Below are 18,042 nucleotides of genomic sequence, written 5' to 3' on the forward strand. Positions count from 1 at the left end.
GGCATGTCGTCTGTTCAATTGTTGCGTCCCGTTGTGCTTTTCGACCTAGATGGAACACTCACTGATTCTGCGCCTGGTGTGATGACGAGCTTCCTGTCCGCGCTTGAACGCATCGGCAAGGAGCCGCCAGCGGGGATGAATGTTCTCGATGTCGTCGGCCCACCGATGATTGACACTCTCACCGGTCTGGGTCTGCGGAAGCCCGCTATCGATGCTGCACTCGCCGCCTATCATGAGCGCTATGACAGCGTCGGCTGGTCCGAGGCAACGTTGTTTGACGGAATGCAGAATCTGCTCGCTGAGCTGGATCAGACCGGCGCCCGCATCGCGCTGAGCACCTCAAAAGCAGAGAAGTACGCTCGCCGCATGCTGGAGCACTTCGATATTGGCAAGCATTTTGATTTCATCGGGGGTGCCAGTGACGACGGCACGCGCAGACGTAAAGCAGACGTCATCCGCCACACACTGGAGAATCTCGGTGTGACCGCGAACGGTCAATCGCTCGGTGACGACGTCGTCATGGTGGGTGACCGCGTCCATGACATCACAGGCGCCAAGACATTCGGCATCCCGACTGCAGCAGTGACATGGGGGTACGGGCCAGCGTCCGAACACTGTGAGGCACAGTGGACGGTTGATTCCGCTGCTGAACTCCGCGAACTTCTGCTGCCCGCAAGCTAGGAGCGTTTACCCGTGCACATCACTTTTGTCTGTACTGGAAACATCTGCCGATCCCCTATGGCGGAACGCATCGTCGCTGATGTCATCGAGCGTGAGGGACTCGCTGACCACGTCCGCGTCTCAAGCGCCGGAACGGGTGGGTGGCACGTGGGCGATCCCGCCGACCACCGCACCGTCGCCACGCTCCGCAGGCATGGATACAGCACGACGCACCGTGCTGAACAGGTCAACGGCGACCATCTGTCGGCAGATCTGATCGTCGCCCTGGACCGCGGTCACGCTAAGGAACTCCGTAAACGTGGGGCGGACCCCGACAGACTGCGTTTGCTGCGCAGCTTCGAACCCGATGCTGAAGGGGAAGACGTCGCGGACCCCTACTACGGGGACATGTCCGACTTTGAGGAAGTCCGGCAGCAGATCGAGGCGGCGCTTCCAGGGCTGGTGGCGTGGATCCGCGAAAACATGTGATGCACGCAACCTCCACGCGCTGGGCATTTCAGCCGGATCACCTATACCGGTTACGGTGGTGACGTGCGACGATTCAGTTTCCTGTTCCGGCCCGGATGGCTGGCGCTCGTCGCTGTCGTCGGGGTATTCGCTTACCTGTGTTTTTCGATCCTCGCGCCTTGGCAGCTAGGCAAGAACACGGCAACCGAACACCGCAACAACCTGATCGAGCGGTCCGTCGAGGCAGAGCCAGTTCCTGTAGGCGAACTCGCCAGTCCAGGGGCCGCGCCCGATCGTGAGGACGAGTGGCGCCGCGTCACCCTGTCAGGCACCTATCTGCCTGAACATGAAGTCGTCGCGCGCCTGCGCTCCATCGAGGGCACGCCCTCATTCGAAGTCCTGACGCCATTTCGGCTAGACGACGGCAGCGAGGTTCTGATCAACAGAGGGTTCGTGCATACCGAGCAGGGCACTGACGTGCCCGAGTTCGCACCGGCACCGACGGGACAGCACACCCTTGAAGGACGCGTCCGGATGCCAGAGGCTGCCCTGGGACGCGAGCCCATCGTCTCGGACGGGACAACCCAGGTCTACAGCATCAATCCGGGCGAAATAGGGGCACTCGCAGGCATCTCGCTCCCTGGCTACTACATCCAGCTCGCACCCGAACAGCCCGGCGGCCTCGGCCTGATCGGGCTGCCGCAACTCGATCGAGGCCCGTTCCTGTCCTACGGGCTGCAGTGGATCGCGTTCGGGATAATGGCGCCCCTGGGCCTGCTGTACTTCGTGCGAGCGGAACTGCGTGAACGAAAAACCAGCCGCGGCAACGAGCCTGGAACCGCTGATCCGGACTCTGGACCCCTGGTGTACGCCGAGGCCGAACAAACGACATCACGAACGCCGGAAGAAAAACTCGCCAGCCGCTACGGCAAGCGCCGCTGAAACGGCCGCCACGACAGTTACGGTCTGCACACGGCGGGATAGCTGCACAGCACGGCGCAGGTCCTTCACCGACGGCGCGGGGCCCGATCCGAGCAATGGCCGGACTTCGGTCCCATGCCGATACGGTGTCACGCCTCCCAGCTGTATCCCAAGCGCACCCGCCATCGCGGACTCGGCCACGCCGGCGTTGGGACTTGGGTGCGAGCGTGCATCGCGGCGCCAGACCCTTATCGCCGCTCTCGGATCTCCTCCTGCCGACCATGCCGCGGCGACGGTCGCCGTGCCAGAAACACGCGCGGGGAGGAGATTGGCGAGATCGTCGAGCCGCGCGGCAGCCCAGCCGAATAGGAGGTAGCGGGGCGATTTGTAGCCGACCATCGCGTCGAGAGTATTGATCGCGCGGTACGCCACCGCCCCTGGGGAGCCGAGCAGCAACGCGTACACCACCGGCCCGATGGCAGCGTCGGAGGTGTTCTCCGCGACCGACTCCACGGCGGCTCGGGCCAAACCGTCAGCATCGAGGAGTTGCGGGTCACGACCGCACAGCGAGGGCAGAAGGTTTCGCGCGCCGGTCAGGTCGCCCGCATCGAGGCGCCGCGCCATGTCCTCACCCACGCGGTCCAGGGAGGTCCCGCCGAGGGTCGCCCAAGTTACCAGTGCTAGCGCAGCGATACGCGCCGGGTTGTGCGTCAGCCGCCGGTCAGCCCAGCCTGCTGCGACGTAAGAACCTCCAGCCAGAGCCGCGGCATAGAAGACTCCGACGACCCGGTCGTCCCGATAGATGAGCCGTTCCAGCCGCGCGGCGACCTGCCCAAAACCGGCGACTGGGTGATATCGGTGCGGGTCCGCGAATATCCGGTCCGCCCAGTACCCGAGCGCGATTCCGGCCGCCCGCACTACCATCTCGTCCCGTCGCATCACTCCGACAGTTCTACCAGCCCTGAAACAGGCTGCGTTCAGAGCCGTCATACCAGGGTCTGATGCCCCGGCGCCGCGAATCGAACTGTGAGCCGATGTGGCTTTTGTCCTGCTCAGTGACTATCGACTGTATGCAGACAACACCTAAGTCTCCCGTTCTCACGGCCCGCAACATTGTCAAGCAATTCGGTTCGGCACCGGTCCTGCGGAACGCCTCACTCGACGTTTACCCAGGCAGTGCGATCGCGATCATGGGCCCGTCAGGCTCGGGCAAATCCACGCTGCTCCACATCCTCAGCGGGATTCTGCAACCTGACTCAGGCGAGGTTCTTTTCAGTGGCCGGGCAATTCAGGGAATCAAAGAAGCAGAACGCACCGCACTTCGCCGATCGTCCTTCGGCTTCGTCTTTCAGTCAGGGCAACTGCTGCCAGAGCTTCCAGCAATTGAAAACGTGGCACTCCCCCTCATCCTCGGTGGCGCGAAAGTTGAAGCAGCCAAGCAGCAGGCTGCCGGGTACTTCTCTCCGCTTGGGCTCGCTGGGCTCGAGAACCGCCGCCCAGGTGAGATGTCTGGTGGCCAGGCGCAGCGTGTCGCGATCGCGCGCGCGCTGGTCACGCGGCCCGCGGTGCTGTTCGCGGATGAACCCACCGGCGCGCTGGATGCGCACACCAGCCATGAGGTGATGACGCTTCTTCGCGACGCGAGCCGACATACAGGTGCCGCGCTAGTTGTCGTGACTCACGACCCCGAAGTGGCGCAGTTCTGCGACTCCACAGTCCATGTGCGTGAAGGGCAACTCAGTAACGCAACCGCGAAGGGAGAAACCTGGTGAGCCTCATCGTGCAAGCAAGAACGGTCGGCAGGATCGGCGCAATGACGACACGGGCCGAAGGACTGCGAACTGTCAGCACTTGGGCTCTGCCGATCGTTGCCTTCGCATCATCCACAGCACTCGCCCTGACCGTATTCGGCGGCTACAACGCGTTTACTGCCCGCGACTCTCATCCTGAGGCGGGCATGTACCAGATTCTCGCCGCAATCGCGTCGATCCTGATCATCATCCCGTGCTTCACTCTCGGGCTCGCTGCCGCTCGACTGGGCGCACGCAGGCGGGATATGCGGCTGGCAGCGCTGCGCCTCACCGGCGCAACACCGGCGCAGGTGGTTGCCCTATCTTCCGTGGAAGCTGCAGTTCAGGGCTTTATTGGCGCCGTGATCGGCACAGGGGTGTACGTGCTGTGTCTTCCACTCGTGGCGCAACTGCCCTTCCAGGGCAACTCCTTCGCGATCAGTGAGCTGTGGGTGGGCGCCCCGATCGTGATCGTCACCGCCATGGGCGTGGTCCTCCTCGCGGTGGTGTCTGCACTCGTGGGGTTACGGTCGTTGGCGATCAGCCCGCTGGGCGTTGCGCAGCGACATGCCCCGCCCACCCCGAAGTGGGCGTTCGCGGCGGGAGCTGTCGTTGTCGTGGCGGTGTGGTCGCAAATCAATCCCGCGGCGATCGGTATTGGCGGGATGTTGGCTGGCCTTGTCATTGTGTTCCTGCTCGTCAACCTGATCGGTCCGTTCGCCGTCGCAGTGGTGGGTCGCCTGCTGGTCGCTCGAGCGCACAACGCTGAGTCGCTGATCGCGGCGAGGCGAATTCTCGACGACCCGAAGCAGGTGTGGCGGAGCGTCGGCGGAGTCACTGTGGCGAGCTTTGTCGCTGCGGGGACCGCCCTACTGACCGCGTTGGGTACAGGCTCGGATGACCCGTCACAGGTCCAGCTCATGACGGATATGCGACTTGGTGTCGCGTTCACTCTTGCAGTGACGTTCGGTCTCGCTGCAATCTCGGCGGTACTGACCCAGATCGCGTCGATCCTGGACAATCGCGAGCTGTACCGAAACCTGAGCCTGGCAGGTACACCATTCGGGGTCATGAATGCCGCACGCATCCGTCAAGTCCGAACACCCGTCGCAGTGATGTCGCTGGTAGGTGCCGGATTTGCTTTGGGCTTCCTCTTCCCCGTCACCGGGATGGTGCTCTTGACGAGCCCTTTGGCGCTTCTGCAACTCGCTGCCCTGATCGCCTTGGGCTGCGGCCTCGTCATCACCGCGGTTTACGCATCCAAACCGGTGCTGCGGTCAGTGATGAAAACCTGAAAACGCGGGGGAGCCGGTGTCGGCTCCCCCGCGTCTAGCCGTCGCAGCCCGCTACAGCGTGGGCGTCTGCGTCGTCTTGTTGGTCCGCAGCTTCTGAGTCTCTGCCTCTGCGTCGGTGAGGTACCGCTCCCACCGGCTCTGCATCGGCTTGATCAGACCGCCGCCGACACCGACGACGAGGATCCCGCCAGCAGTGGCGAGTACGGCGATCAGCACCGGCATGGTGACAGTGACAGCGACACCGACCTGGTTCAGTGCGGCAATGACCCCGAGCGCCAGAATTACGATGCTCGCGATGTTTGCGAGAAGCTTGCCGTACGAGAGGCCGGATAGACCGTTGCCAAGCAGGTCGCGCACTGCAGACGCAATTGCTGCAGCAACAACAACGATGACAAGCGCAACGAATAGCTTCGGCAAGAAGGCGATGATATCGCTGATGAGGCTGCTGATCGGATTAGGCCCGAAGACCCCGAATGCCATTTGCAGCACAATGAGCAACAGTGAGTAGTACACAAGTTTATGCACGATCCCACTGGGCGAGTAGGTGCTCCGCTCGAACGCCTGGCTCAGTGCGCCCCGGTTTACGAAGCCATCGAATCCGATTCGCTCGAGAAGCTTCTTCACGCCCTTCGCGAGTAGTTTCACAACAATCCATCCAATAATCAGGATGGCGAGGAAAGCTGCGAACTTCGGCGCGAATGTTGCGATGGAAGACCATAGGTCTCTCAGCGCATCTTCCACGGTTTTCTCCTTCTCTGTACCCGCGCCATGAGCGCAGGAATCGATCGTCGGTGCCGTGATCTTGCGTCGCCAGTCTTACAGAAGATTCTGTGGGTGGCCACTTTACACAACCGATATAGATACACGAATACGTGCATTATTTAACGGGGCTAAAAGAATTCCCACATTCGCTGCCATAATTTCAACGCCGCGTTAATAATACAGAATTACTGAGCCTTGGAAATTAATTTGGCCAGCCCGCCGGGTCTATAGACTGAGGGAAAGGAGCACAGGATGGGCCACTCGACGAGTTCACCTACAGCGCTGAACAGGCAGTTCACCGCCCCACTCACGAAAAGCCCCGCAGCGGGCGGCTGGACGTACGTTGTGATGCCCGGGTCAGCGGAGTTCTTCGGGACACGCGGTCGCGTGCGTGTCCGCGGCACCATAGACGGGCACCCCTTCGAGAGCAGTTTCATGGCGCTTGGTGACGGGACTCACAAGCTTCCAGTCAAAGCGAGCGTGCGAAAAGCAATCGGAAAAGAAGCCGGAACAGTGGTCGTCGTACACCTCACCGAACGCCTCAGCTAGGCCGGGAAGGACAGCCACGCGTGCTAGTGGAGCGAGACGTGAGTCAGAATGTCCATGCCATCATCCGCGATGAGTGCAGCTCGCTCCCCTAGTTCATCAAGGTCTGTCCTCATCAGCAGGACGTTGTAGTCGCTCCAGCGGGAGATCGCAAAGTACAGCGTGTTCCCACTGGACCACGGGTGAATGTAGGGCGCATACAGGCCGCTGATGTCGCTGCTGTCGATCAGTATGGACGCGTCACTCCACGGACCTTCGGGGCTTTCCGCAGTGCGCAGAACAATCGTGCCAGCCGGCTCGTCAGCGTACATCGCAATAAACTTCCCGAGGTACTCGTTCCATTGCACAGAAAGCTCGCTCACCGGCGCCGGAATAACTGGTTCTGTTTGAGCCGCTTCCGCTTCCCAGGAAACTCCATTCCAGTATTCGTAGGCGTTCAGGTCGAGGATGTCGCCCACCGCTACTCGTGACAGATGTGCTGCGCCAAAGCGGCCCGGCGGTGTACCAAAGCCATACAGGTATTCACCGCTCTTCACGTACGCATGCATCTGGAAGTTTTCATGCCCAGGGGCGAACTGGGGCACGCCCTCAAAACTGACATCACTGCTCAGCCGGATCGTGGACAGTGCGGTTTCCCAGGTGTGACCGTTATCTTCAGATACAGCGATGGCTGAGAAATTCGTGCGCCACTCACCGTGGTCGCCCCATTCCCGCACGGACATGTAATTGATGTACTGCTTACCATCGATGGCGACGGCGGCCGTGGGAATTATTGTCACTTCCACGCCAGAAAAGCCGAGACCTTCGATGATCTGACGCGCGAAGTCCTGCCCCTCGGGTGCTACCGAGGCCGCCACTAGGCTATCTGTGTGCCGAGGGACGAGTAAGTCCACGCCGTCAGACAGGTCCGTGTCAACGCTTCGTAACAGCGCGTTGCTGCGCCACTCACCGCCCGGCTGCCTGCAGTCACCGACCGTGTCACCGAAGGCAACCAGAAGCTGCTGATCGTCACCGGAACCACCGTTGTCCCACATGATTCCCAGGTCCGTCCCAGTAATGCCGAAGCGGGAGAACGTGTCGTTAGGGCTGTTCGCGCCGGTCATCCAGGACACAGATTGTGTCGGGTTCTCTTCCGGCATCTCGGGCAGTGGCCCCTGCTGGTCCGCACCGGAGTGACTGATTCCGCCGAACCCTCCGGAGCCTCCTCCCGGCGCGCCCGCGCCGTCGGCACATGGTTGCGCACCCGCAAATCCACTGGCTACCAGGACGCCACCCAGCGTCACGGCCACAGTTGTGGTGACAGAAGCAGCGTTTCGGCCCAGGCTCATACAAGCTCCATGGTCGGACGGCAATTCGCGAGCTGGAAAGATTCACCACACTCGCGGTACCCGGAACGCTACGTGTGACGAGTATCAACCCAGGCCGCAAAACGTCTCAGCGACAATGCAACTGGATTACGAACCGATAGTCACGGGCGCCACCACTGCGGGTAAGACATGTTGTTGAATGTGCGATTCGGGTACGAACTACACGTCGTTCCCGCCTGAGTCACCTTGGGTCACCATCGATCAGCAGACGTCCACCGACGTCGACCACGCGCACAGTTACCTGCTTCGTCTGCCCGTCGTAGGTCAGATTGTTGACCTGCATATCGACTGATCCATCGTCGTTGTTGGCCCGCTTGATTGCCTCGATCTGACCGAAGCTTTGAATAACACGCTCAGACCAGTAGTCCTGGAAGGCCTGTTGCGAGCCGAAGACGTCCTGCGCCGCGGGAGTCAGGAGTGACCATGAGCCAGCGGGATTGCTATAAAACTGCTGGACTAGCTGCCCGCCCTGCCCCCAATCGACCTGAGTGCCCGAGCTCGCTGTCTGTCCGGCGTCCGCGACGATCGTCTCTGACACGCCGGGACCTCCGGTTCCCGTATCTGTGTCCCCCGGAGGCGGCAGGTTCGTGACCACGATGACCAGCGCCAGAATCGCCAGCACCACGACCGCGGCCGATCCTGCATAGAGGACCGGCTTTCGATTGTTCTGGCCGTACTGCGCGGGCGAAGGCGCTGCCGACGCTAATGCGGCCGCGCTTCGCGTGGGCGCAGGGGGCGGCGGCGCAGAGGAATGAAGGGTCCGAGAGTGAGCGGTTCTCCGTCGGCCAGTGCTCGCAGGCAGCGCGGTTGTCGCGGCGGCACTTACGCCGGAGTCAGTCAGCCTGCCCAGCACTGCATGCGCCTGACTCATGGACGGCCGGTCGCTGGGGTTCACACTGAGCAGGTGACGCAGTAGGTCCGTTGCCGGCCCGGCGTGGCGCGGCTCGCGCACCTGACCATTGGCTGCTGCGTACAGCAACGCGAGTGAGTTTTGGTTGTTTCCGTAGGGAGGTTCACCGTCGACGGCATGGAGCAACGTTGCCCCTAGGCTGAATACGTCGGAGGCTGGTGTCGGATCTGCTCCTTGCGCGACCTCCGGGGGAAGGTATGCGGCCGTCCCTGAAACAAGGCCGGTAGCCGTCAGATTAATGTCGCCGACCGCCCTGGAAATCCCGAAGTCGGTGATCTTGGCGGTGCCGAAGTCATCGAGCAGAATGTTGCCAGGCTTGATGTCACGGTGAACGATTCCCGCGTCGTGCGCAGCGATGAGCGCGCCTGACACCTGTTCCCCCATGCTGACTGCTTGAGCAAGAGGGAGCGCGGCGCGCGCTTTGAGGACCTCAGCGAGACTGCGCGACTCGAAATACTCCATCACAAGGCACGGGTGACCCTCGTGCTCGGTGATGTCGTAAACAACGATTGCGTTCGGATGATGGAACCGGGCCGCGTTGCGCGCCTCACGGATTGCGCGCTGACGTATCACTTCGCGTTCGCTATCCGGAAGACTCGGCTGAATAGGGATCTGCTTGACGGCGACCGAGCGCTCGAGGCGCTCGTCGACGGCTCGCCAAACGACCCCGGCTCCGCCGCTGCCAATCCGCTCGACTAGGCGGTAATGCCCAGCGACCAACTGACCGGTTTCGATCGCATCCACCCCGTACTGTCTGCAGAAACAACTAATACACGCGCTACTTGCCGTGCGCTCCGCCGAGTGTACTGCGCGATGCGCGTGCGACAACCAAAGCATGGCCAACGTCACCGGCACATCAGCACGAATACCGCGCACAAAAAGACAGGAGTGGGCGCAGAGGGATTTGAACCCCCGACCACTGGTGTGTAAGACCAGCGCTCTACCACTGAGCTATACGCCCGTCATCAGCACCTGTAGTTCAGGCGCTGCTTGAAGAGGGTAGCGCGTCGAGTGCTTTCTCCCAAGCTGACTGGTCACGAGGCACTCCGGGGGGCCCAACTTCGGCGAAACGGATGATGCCGTTGACGTCGATGACGAAGGTTCCCCTGTTGGGCATTCCGTTGGTCTCATTGAGAACTCCGTACGCCCGAGACACCTCGCCGTGCGGCCAAAAGTCCGATAGCACCGAAAACAAGTAGCCCTGACCCGCAGACCAGATTTTGTGCACGGGGGGCGCGCTCACAGAGATCGCGAGAACCTCGGCCGATGAGTTCTGGAAGGCCGGAAGGTTGTCTCTGATCTGTCCGAGCTCACCCTGGCAGGTACCTGTGAAGGCAAGCGGGAAGAACACCAGAAGTACGTTCTTGGTGTTCCGGAAGTCCGACAGTGCAACTTGCTGGTTGTTCTGATCCCGCAGAGTGAAGTCGGGAGCTTCCGCTCCGACGTCTAAGGCCATCAGCGCTTCCCGACTCGCGCTCGCGGCTGAACAAGCCGTGCGCCCATCCAGGCCCCGAGGTTCACGGTCAGAGTCTGGGTAAGTCCAGCAGTAGGTGCTGACTCGGCGATCTCGCTGGGTTCGACGTGCCCGGGAGTACCGGTTTTGGGTGACAGCACCCAAATACATCCATCGTCCGAAAGCGGCGCAATCGCGTCCATCAGCGCGTCAACGAGGTCTCCATCTCCATCCCGCCACCACAGGAGAACCACGTCGACAACCTCATCGGTATCTTCGTCGAGGAGATCGTCACCGCATCCTTCCTCAACTGAATCGCGTATGTCGTCGCTAACGTCTTCGTCCCAGCCGAGTTCCTGAACAACCATTCCGTTGGTTATGCCCAGTCGCTCTGCGTATGTCCGAGCATCCGTCCCGGCCACGTTCTTCGTTCCTCCTGTTCGCGGGTTCCTGCTTTGATGATCACCCTTGCGGCCGGAGATTGCATCCCCCGGACGGCAAAAGTTTCAAGGATTTTTCAGCGGCCACGACAGTATGGCGTGCGCTGCTAGTGGTTGACTGTCGCGTCGACTGCAGCGTAGACGCACCAATTCGCGACGGGAAATTCTGTGAAGCGTCGCAAAAGCCGCCGCGCGCGGTAAGACCACAGAAGTGTGCGCCGCCCGGCGCCGAAGCGACGGCGACCCGTTCACGCCTGTTCACGAGCGCCACCCTACCCCCTTGGTTTGCCTGTCGTCGCGCTTTATGCCCGCGATCCGCATTTCCCGATCTTGTCCATGATGTGGGACATCGAAACTCACTATTTGACCTACCTCATTGGTGCGCCGGAAAGTAATCTAGGCGACAATTAGGAATGTCCATGCCTTGTACAACCACGGTCTGGATCACCCGCCCCGTCGCCGATGGACCCAACCAGGTCCTTTGACCACGCCCACAAGGAGTGCCGACGTGCCCAACGAGACATCGCCCCGAAAAGACCGAGACCGTGTTCGCGTAATTCGCGAAGGCATCACCTCGTATCTGCCCGATATCGACCCCGAGGAAACATCAGAATGGCTCGAATCGTTCGACGCCATGCTGTCTCACTCGACTTCGGAACGCGGCAGATACCTGCTACTGCGGCTTCTCGAGCGGGCTAACGAGCGGCGCGTCGCGCTTCCCGCACTGACGTCTACCGACTATGTGAACACCATCCCCACCGAGCGTGAACCCTGGTTCCCCGGTGATGAAGAAGTGGAGCGGCGCTACCGCGCCTGGATCCGCTGGAACGCCGCCATCATGGTCCACCGGGCACAACGGCCCGGCGTCGGCGTGGGTGGTCACATCTCGACATATGCGTCCTCTGCTGCGTTGTACGAGGTTGGCTTCAACCACTTCTTCCGCGGAAAATCCCACCCGGGCGGTGGGGACTCGATCTTCATCCAGGGCCACGCCTCACCTGGCATCTACGCACGCGCGTTTCTCGAGGGCCGCCTGACAACCGACCAGCTCGACGGCTTCCGCCAGGAGCACAGCCATGCAGGCGAAGGTGGAGGGCTTCCCTCCTATCCGCACCCGCGCCTGATGCCGGAGTTCTGGGAATTTCCAACGGTGTCGATGGGCCTCGGCCCCATGAACGCGATCTACCAGGCGCGCTTCAACCATTACCTGCGTGACCGCGGCCTGAAAGACACCTCCGATCAGCACGTATGGGCGTTCCTTGGCGATGGCGAAATGGACGAGCCAGAGTCGCGCGGTCTGGTCCACATCGCGGCGATGGAAGGGCTCGACAACCTCACATTCGTCATCAACTGCAACCTCCAGCGCCTGGACGGGCCAGTCCGCGGCAACGGCAAGATCATCCAGGAACTGGAGTCGTTCTTCCGCGGCGCGGGCTGGAACGTCATCAAGGTGATCTGGGGCCGCGAGTGGGACTCGCTGTTCTACGCCGACAAGGACGGCGCGCTGGTCAATCTGATGAATACCACGCCAGACGGCGACTTCCAGACATATAAGGCCAACGACGGCTCCTACGTCCGCGAGCACTTCTTCGGCCGCGATCCGCGCACAAAGGAACTCGTCAACAATCTGAGCGACTCCGACATCTGGAACCTCAAGCGGGGCGGTCACGACTATCGCAAGGTTTACGCTGCTTACAAGGCTGCGACGAGCCACAAGGGCCAGCCGACCGTGATCCTCGCCCACACGATCAAGGGCTACCAGCTCGGCACTCATTTCGAAGGCCGCAACGCGACGCACCAGATGAAGAAGCTCGCGCTCGACGACCTCAAGCAGTTCAGGGATCGTCAGCGCATCCCGATCACGGACGAGCAGCTTGAGAATGATCCGTACTTGCCGCCGTACTACCACCCCGGCGAGGACGCTCCCGAAATCGAGTACATGCTCGAACGCCGCAAGCAGCTCGGTGGCTTCCTGCCCCAGCGCCGCAACAAGGCAACAGTTCTTGAACTCCCTGGCGACAAGGCGTATGCCGCGGTTCGCAAGGGGTCCGGCAAGCAGGAAATCGCGACGACGATGGCGGTAGTCCGCCTGTTCAAGGAATTGTTGCGAGATAAGGAAATCGGGAAGCGAATCGTACCGATCATTCCCGACGAGGCCCGCACGTTCGGTATGGACTCGTGGTTCCCGTCGCTCAAGATCTACAACCGCCACGGCCAGCTTTACACCTCTGTCGATGCGGAACTGATGCTCGCGTACAAGGAGTCCGAAATCGGGCAGATCCTTCACGAGGGCATCAACGAAGCGGGCTCCACTGGTTCGTTCATCGCAGCGGGCACGTCGTATTCGACGCACGACGAGCCGATGATCCCGATCTATATTTTCTACTCAATGTTCGGGTTCCAGCGCACCGGCGACAGCTTCTGGGCTGCCGCCGATCAGATGGCCCGCGGCTTTGTGCTGGGCGCCACCGCCGGCCGCACCACACTGACTGGTGAGGGGCTGCAGCACGCGGACGGACACTCGCACACCCTGGCTGGGACCAACCCGGCGTGCGTGGCGTACGACCCGGCGTTCGCGTTCGAGATCGCGCACATCGTCAAGGACGGGCTCCGGCGTATGTACGGGCCGGATCCGGAGAACATTTTCTACTACATCACGATCTACAACGAGCCTTACTCGCAGCCGACCGAGCCGAAAGATCTCGATGTCGACAGTCTTCTCCGAGGCTTGTACCGATACGCCAAGGCCGGCAAGGGCAAACATAAGGCCAGCATCCTCGTCTCCGGGGTGGCCGTCCCATGGGCGCTGCGCGCACAGGAGATCCTCGCCAAGGAATGGGATGTGGCGGCTGATGTCTGGTCGGTGACGTCGTGGACAGAATTGCGTCGCGATGGCCGCCGGTGCGAGGACGAAGCTCTTCGTGACCCATCGGGCAAGAAGCGTGAAGCTCACGTCACCAAGGCGCTGAAGAAGTCTGAAGGTCCCTTCGTCGCTGTATCCGACTGGGAAAGCTCGGTCCCTGACCAGATCCGCACCTGGGTGCCTGGCCACTACGTGACTCTCGGCGCTGACGGTTTCGGCTTCTCGGATACCCGCCCAGCAGCTCGCCGGTACTTCAACATCGATTCGGAATCGATCGTCGTCGGGGTCCTCAATGCACTCGCCGATGAAGGGACCATCGATCGAGACGTCGCTGCCAAGGCGGCTCAGGAATATCGCATCGATGACGTCTCGGCAGCGCCGGAGCAGACCTCGGATCCGGGCGTCGCTTGATCCCACCCATCGTCGCGGTACTGTCACCGTGAGACGGCGGGTGTGACAGCGGCCATAAATCTGGGCCGCACGTGATGAGGAGCGTATGACCGGCAGGCCACAAAGCGGACGTAATGACGCCAACCCCTTGTCGGACGCACTCCTGCGCCGGGTGAAGCAGTACTCCGGCCGCCTCTCCACTGAGGCGGTCAACTCCATGCAGGAACAACTGCCGTTCTTCGCCGACCTCGACGCTGACCAGCGTGCAACGGTGCACCTGCTGGTTCAGAGCGCTGTGTCGAACTTTGTGGACTGGCTGAAAGATCCCGACCGTGACATCTGGAAGACCGTCGACTCATTCCGCGTAGTGCCGCATGACCTCGCACGCAGGGTCACCTTGCGTCAGACGGTCGAGATGGTGCGGGTTGCTATGGAGTTCTTCGAGCGATGGCTGCCGCTGATGACGCGCAATGAGCAGCAATTGGCAGCCCTCACCGAAGCGGTGCTGCGATACCGGGTGGAGATCGGGTTCGCAGCTGCCGCGGTTTATGCCTCGGCTGCCGAGTCGCGTGGTGCGTGGGATACCCGGCTCGAGGCTCTGGTGGTCGATGCTGTCGTTCGCGGTGATTCCGACTCCGCGATGCTTTCCCGGGCCGCCACGCTCAATTGGGACGCCAATACGCCAGCTACGGTGATCGTCGGCACTCCGCCCCCTGGGAGTGGCGTGTCCGCTGTGAGCAACGTTCACAACGCTGCGGGGAAGCACCACCGCTCGGCCCTGTCGGTGGTGCAGGGCTCAACACTGGTCGCGATTGTCAACGGTGAACTCGACCCTCGAAGCTCCTTCATGACCGATCTGCTCGTAGCTTTTTCTGACCAGCACGTCGTAATTGGGCCGACCGCCAAAACTCTTGCGACCGCACATACCAGCGCACGGGAGGCGTTGAGCGGCCTGCGCGCTGCGCCTGGCTGGAGATCAGCCCCCCGTCCGGTGCTCGCGGCGGACCTTCTCCCAGAACGCGCTCTCCTCGGTGACCCAGCTGCAGTGCGAGCCCTGAATGCGCAGATTGTGATTCCACTCGCGAAGGCGGGAAACGCCTTGGGCGAGACGCTCGATGTATACCTGGACACCGGTGGCGCTGTCGAGGCGTGCGCGCGAATATTGTTCGTTCATCCAAACACCGTTCGCTACCGCCTCAAGAAAATCACCGAAATCACGGGCCGAGATCCCTCGAGTCCGCGGGATGCTCATGTGCTCCGAGTGGCCGAATCCGTGGGGCGATTGATTCGCTCTGATGCAGAACCGTTACTTCAGTTTCCAGATCTCACTTCAGTAACACTGTGAAGTAGATTGCTGTAACGCTCCTGGCAGGTCCGACGATGGACCTCGTCTTTTGGCCCCTTTTGTGGAAACCCCACAAACCAGCCGGTCAAGGTTGGTACCCAAAAACACCTGAGAAAACCCTGAATAGGGTGTTGTCTTAAGCACGTGATCGCACTACTCGCTCCAGGACAAGGCGCACAGACGCCGGGAATGCTCACGCCGTGGCTCGAGCAGCCGGGCGCCGATGACCGCGTTGCGCGCTGGTCGAAGGTCACTGGGCTTGATCTCGTCCGCTTAGGCACCACTGCCGACGCGGATGAAATCACTGACACCGCCGTCACCCAGCCTCTCGTTGTCGCCACCGCGCTGCTCGCGTTCGAAGAACTCAAGCGGCTCGGGATAACCGAGGATCCCGCCTTCGCCAAGCTCACCGCTGGCCACTCAGTTGGCGAACTCGCCGCGGCCGCGATCGCTGGAGTGATCTCCAGCGACGATGCCGTTGCCCTCGCAGCGTTGCGCGGGCGTGAAATGGCCAAAGCGTGCGCGCTTGAACCGACAGGGATGACGGCTGTGCTCGGTGGCACTGAGGACGATGTCCTTACACGGCTCGACGAACTGGGACTCGAAGCGGCTAACCGCAACGCAAAGGGCCAGATTGTCGCGGCAGGCAAGCTCAGCGCACTCGCTGAACTCGCCGCAGCACCGCCAGCCCGGGCCAAGCTCCGGTCTCTCGCGGTCGCGGGAGCCTTCCACACACGGTTCATGGCACCCGCACGGGACGCCGTCGCAGAAGCAGCCGCATCGATCCCGACCAATGACCCGATGCGCATTCTTCTGTCGAACGCGGACGGCAAGCCGGTTACCACTGGCCGTGCTGCTCTCACCGAGATTGTCGAGCAGATTACGCGGCCAGTTCGCTGGGACCTCTGCACAGCCACAATGATCGAATTGTCGGTCGAAGGGCTCGCGGAACTACCCCCGGCGGGAACTCTCACTGGTATCGCCAAGCGCGAGATGCGGGGTGTTCCGCAAACCGCGCTGAAGACGCCAGACGAGCTCACCAATCTCGGCTTGCTGTCGCCGCAGGCTGCCTGACAGCCGCACCACTAGTAACACACACCTCAAAGCCCAAAGTATGGGAACAGAAGAAGGGAGCCATTCTCCATGGCCGCAACCCAGGAAGATATCGTCGCCGGTCTCGCAGAGATCATCGAAGAAGTCACCGGCATCGAGCCGAGTGAAGTGACGATCGAGAAGTCCTTCGTTGACGACCTTGATATCGACTCCCTGTCGATGGTGGAGATCGCCGTACAGACAGAAGACAAGTACGGCATCAAGATCCCAGATGAGGACCTCGCATCGCTCCGTACCGTGGGCGACGCCGTCAATTACATCCAGAAGCTCGAGGCTGAGGGTGTTGAGGGTGTCAACACTGAAGCTCTCAAGGGTGCAAGCGAGAGCTGACTGTGACTAATCCCGCTACGTCCTCCCCAGAGATGTCCATTAAGACCGGGCCAAATCGGCCCGGTGTCGTTGTCACTGCTATGTCGGCAACCACGTCGATCGCCGGTGACATCGAGCGCACCTGGAAAGGCTTGCTCGCGGGAGAGAGCGGAATTGTAGCGCTCACCGATCCGTGGCTTGAAGAGCTCGGCATGCCCGTCCGGATCGGTGGGCGCCTCAAAGTTCAGCCCTCGGAGTCCCTCACCAAGGTGGAAGCGCGCCGCAACGACTTTGTCGAGCAGCTCGCACTTGTCGAAGGCCGCAAAGCGTGGAGCGAGGCCGGGGCACCTGAAGTTGAGAAGGAACGCCTCGGTGTCGTGATCGGTACCGGCATCGGCGGTGTCGATACCTTGGTGCGATCTAACTTCGCACTGCGGGACGGAGGTGCCCGCAAGGTTTCTCCCATGGCCGTACCCATGATGATGCCCAACGGCCCCGCCGCAACGGTGGGGCTCGAGATCGGTGCGCGCGCTGGCGTACACACTCCGGTCTCGGCATGCGCCTCGGGCAGCGAGGCTATCGCGCAGGCCTGGCGAATGATCGTTCTCGGTGACGCGGACGTCGTCGTTGCCGGAGGGGTCGAGTCATTCCTGGACCCCATGGCGATCGCCGGGTTCTCGATGATGCGTGCGATGAGCACTCGCAATGATGACCCGCAAGGCGCGTCACGGCCGTTCGACAAGGACCGGGACGGCTTCGTTTTCGGTGAGGCCGGAGCCATCCTCGTTCTTGAACGCGAGGACTTCGCCCGGGCTCGCGGCGCTACGATTCTTGGTCGTGTGCTGGGCGCTGGAATCACGTCCGATGGGTTCCACATCGTCGCTCCCGAACCTGATGGCACGGGCGCCGCACGTTCCATGAGAAAGGCAATGGCGTCGGCTGGCGTCACTCCATCAGAGGTAAGCCATGTCAACGCACATGCGACGGCGACTAGCGTCGGCGATATCGCCGAGTCACGCGCCATCAACGCCGCTATTGGCAGGCATCCCGCTGTATATGCCGCCAAGTCAGCACTCGGCCACTCCATCGGTGCGGTGGGTGCGCTGGAATCGATCATCACCATCTTGAGCTTGAAAGAAGGGGTAATCCCCCCGACTCTCAACCTCGAGAACCTGGATTCCGAGATCGATCTCGACGTCGTCGCGGGCGAACCGCGTCACGGCCAGTTCGATGTCGCAATCAAGAACTCGTTCGGATTCGGCGGCCATAACGTCTCGCTCGTCTTTGCCCGCCCCTGACGGCACGCTTAGCTGCGCTTTGTGCTTCATCACTTTGGGGCACAAAGCGCGGTCAACCGGTAACAGATAACGAGACACACCAGACATATACCGATAGAGCAGTTCGCACGGA

17 protein-coding genes and 1 tRNA gene are annotated in these 18,042 nt (G+C 61.6%); 11 read left to right on the plus strand and 7 right to left on the minus strand.

Annotated features, from left to right (window positions below):
- Positions 1 to 3 precede the first annotated feature (3 nt).
- From FHU29_RS16745 to FHU29_RS16755, 3 genes are all read left to right on the plus strand, one after another.
- Positions 4 to 681, plus strand: a complete 678-nt coding sequence (locus FHU29_RS16745) for an HAD-IA family hydrolase (protein ID WP_064439244.1) — start codon at positions 4 to 6, stop codon at positions 679 to 681.
- 12 nt (positions 682 to 693) lie between these two features.
- Positions 694 to 1,149 carry a low molecular weight protein-tyrosine-phosphatase gene (locus FHU29_RS16750; RefSeq protein ID WP_074390753.1) on the plus strand — a complete coding sequence of 152 codons (456 nt, stop codon included), beginning with the start codon at positions 694 to 696 and terminating at the stop codon, positions 1,147 to 1,149.
- Positions 1,150 to 1,212: 63 nt separating this feature from the next.
- The gene (locus FHU29_RS16755) at positions 1,213 to 2,070 is read left to right on the plus strand and encodes an SURF1 family cytochrome oxidase biogenesis protein (RefSeq protein WP_064439246.1); all 858 of its coding nucleotides are present in this window, start codon (positions 1,213 to 1,215) and stop codon (positions 2,068 to 2,070) included.
- On the opposite strand, the gene FHU29_RS16760 is transcribed toward FHU29_RS16755, so the two are convergent.
- The gene (locus tag FHU29_RS16760) at positions 2,020 to 2,988 is read right to left on the minus strand and encodes a cobalamin biosynthesis protein (protein ID WP_064439247.1); all 969 of its coding nucleotides are present in this window, start codon (positions 2,986 to 2,988) and stop codon (positions 2,020 to 2,022) included. The two genes, FHU29_RS16755 and FHU29_RS16760, sit on opposite strands and share 51 nt — an antisense overlap.
- A gap of 131 nt (positions 2,989 to 3,119) precedes the next feature.
- On the opposite strand from FHU29_RS16760, the gene FHU29_RS16765 reads away from it, so the two are divergent.
- Both FHU29_RS16765 and FHU29_RS16770 read left to right on the plus strand, forming a co-directional pair.
- The gene (locus tag FHU29_RS16765; RefSeq protein ID WP_064439248.1) at positions 3,120 to 3,821 is read left to right on the plus strand and encodes an ABC transporter ATP-binding protein; all 702 of its coding nucleotides are present in this window, start codon (positions 3,120 to 3,122) and stop codon (positions 3,819 to 3,821) included.
- Entirely contained in the window at positions 3,818 to 5,134 is a 1,317-nt protein-coding gene (locus FHU29_RS16770; protein ID WP_083962169.1) for an FtsX-like permease family protein, read from the plus strand. The genes FHU29_RS16765 and FHU29_RS16770 overlap by 4 nt, the downstream gene beginning before the upstream one ends.
- Before the next feature lie 51 nt (positions 5,135 to 5,185).
- Here the strand turns inward: FHU29_RS16770 and FHU29_RS16775 are convergent, their stop codons facing one another.
- Positions 5,186 to 5,875: a mechanosensitive ion channel family protein gene (locus tag FHU29_RS16775; RefSeq protein WP_064439249.1), complete on the minus strand. Its 690-nt coding sequence runs from the start codon at positions 5,873 to 5,875 to the stop codon at positions 5,186 to 5,188.
- Between the two features lie 273 nt (positions 5,876 to 6,148).
- On the opposite strand from FHU29_RS16775, the gene FHU29_RS16780 reads away from it, so the two are divergent.
- On the plus strand, positions 6,149 to 6,445 hold the full coding sequence (locus tag FHU29_RS16780; protein WP_064439250.1) for a DUF1905 domain-containing protein: 297 nt from the start codon (positions 6,149 to 6,151) through the stop codon (positions 6,443 to 6,445).
- A gap of 23 nt (positions 6,446 to 6,468) precedes the next feature.
- Here FHU29_RS16780 and FHU29_RS16785 read toward each other — a convergent pair whose 3' ends face one another.
- The 5 genes from FHU29_RS16785 to FHU29_RS16805 form a co-directional block, all read right to left on the minus strand.
- A complete protein-coding gene (locus tag FHU29_RS16785) occupies positions 6,469 to 7,770 on the minus strand; it encodes a DUF4185 domain-containing protein (protein WP_064439251.1) in 1,302 nt (433 codons plus the stop codon).
- Positions 7,771 to 7,990: 220 nt separating this feature from the next.
- Positions 7,991 to 9,463 carry a serine/threonine-protein kinase gene (locus tag FHU29_RS16790; RefSeq protein ID WP_083962170.1) on the minus strand — a complete coding sequence of 491 codons (1,473 nt, stop codon included), beginning with the start codon at positions 9,461 to 9,463 and terminating at the stop codon, positions 7,991 to 7,993.
- A gap of 145 nt (positions 9,464 to 9,608) precedes the next feature.
- Positions 9,609 to 9,680, minus strand: a tRNA-Val gene (locus tag FHU29_RS16795).
- 18 nt (positions 9,681 to 9,698) lie between these two features.
- Positions 9,699 to 10,175 (minus strand): peroxiredoxin, encoded by a 477-nt coding sequence (locus FHU29_RS16800; protein WP_064439252.1) that lies wholly within the window; start codon positions 10,173 to 10,175, stop codon positions 9,699 to 9,701.
- Positions 10,175 to 10,594, minus strand: coding sequence for a DUF3052 domain-containing protein (locus tag FHU29_RS16805; protein WP_064439253.1), 420 nt, complete (start codon positions 10,592 to 10,594; stop codon positions 10,175 to 10,177). Before FHU29_RS16805 ends, FHU29_RS16800 begins: the two co-directional genes overlap by 1 nt.
- A 526-nt stretch (positions 10,595 to 11,120) precedes the next feature.
- Between FHU29_RS16805 and aceE the strand changes: the two genes are divergently transcribed.
- The 5 genes from aceE to FHU29_RS16830 all read left to right on the plus strand — a co-directional run bounded on the left by aceE (position 11,121) and on the right by FHU29_RS16830 (position 17,930).
- Positions 11,121 to 13,886: a pyruvate dehydrogenase (acetyl-transferring), homodimeric type gene (gene aceE / locus FHU29_RS16810; RefSeq protein ID WP_157094939.1), complete on the plus strand. Its 2,766-nt coding sequence runs from the start codon at positions 11,121 to 11,123 to the stop codon at positions 13,884 to 13,886.
- 85 nt (positions 13,887 to 13,971) lie between these two features.
- A complete protein-coding gene (locus FHU29_RS16815) occupies positions 13,972 to 15,210 on the plus strand; it encodes a PucR family transcriptional regulator (RefSeq protein WP_013806027.1) in 1,239 nt (412 codons plus the stop codon).
- Positions 15,211 to 15,354: 144 nt separating this feature from the next.
- A complete protein-coding gene (locus FHU29_RS16820) occupies positions 15,355 to 16,284 on the plus strand; it encodes an ACP S-malonyltransferase (RefSeq protein WP_064439255.1) in 930 nt (309 codons plus the stop codon).
- 69 nt (positions 16,285 to 16,353) lie between these two features.
- A complete protein-coding gene (gene acpM, locus FHU29_RS16825) occupies positions 16,354 to 16,653 on the plus strand; it encodes a meromycolate extension acyl carrier protein AcpM (protein WP_013806025.1) in 300 nt (99 codons plus the stop codon).
- A 32-nt stretch (positions 16,654 to 16,685) separates the two neighbouring features.
- Positions 16,686 to 17,930 (plus strand): KasA/KasB family beta-ketoacyl-ACP synthase, encoded by a 1,245-nt coding sequence (locus FHU29_RS16830; RefSeq protein WP_064439256.1) that lies wholly within the window; start codon positions 16,686 to 16,688, stop codon positions 17,928 to 17,930.
- Positions 17,931 to 18,042: the final 112 nt, after the last annotated feature.

The sequence above is a fragment of the Hoyosella altamirensis genome (genome assembly GCF_014191505.1).
GTDB classification, from domain to species: Bacteria; Actinomycetota; Actinomycetes; order Mycobacteriales; family Mycobacteriaceae; genus Hoyosella; species Hoyosella altamirensis.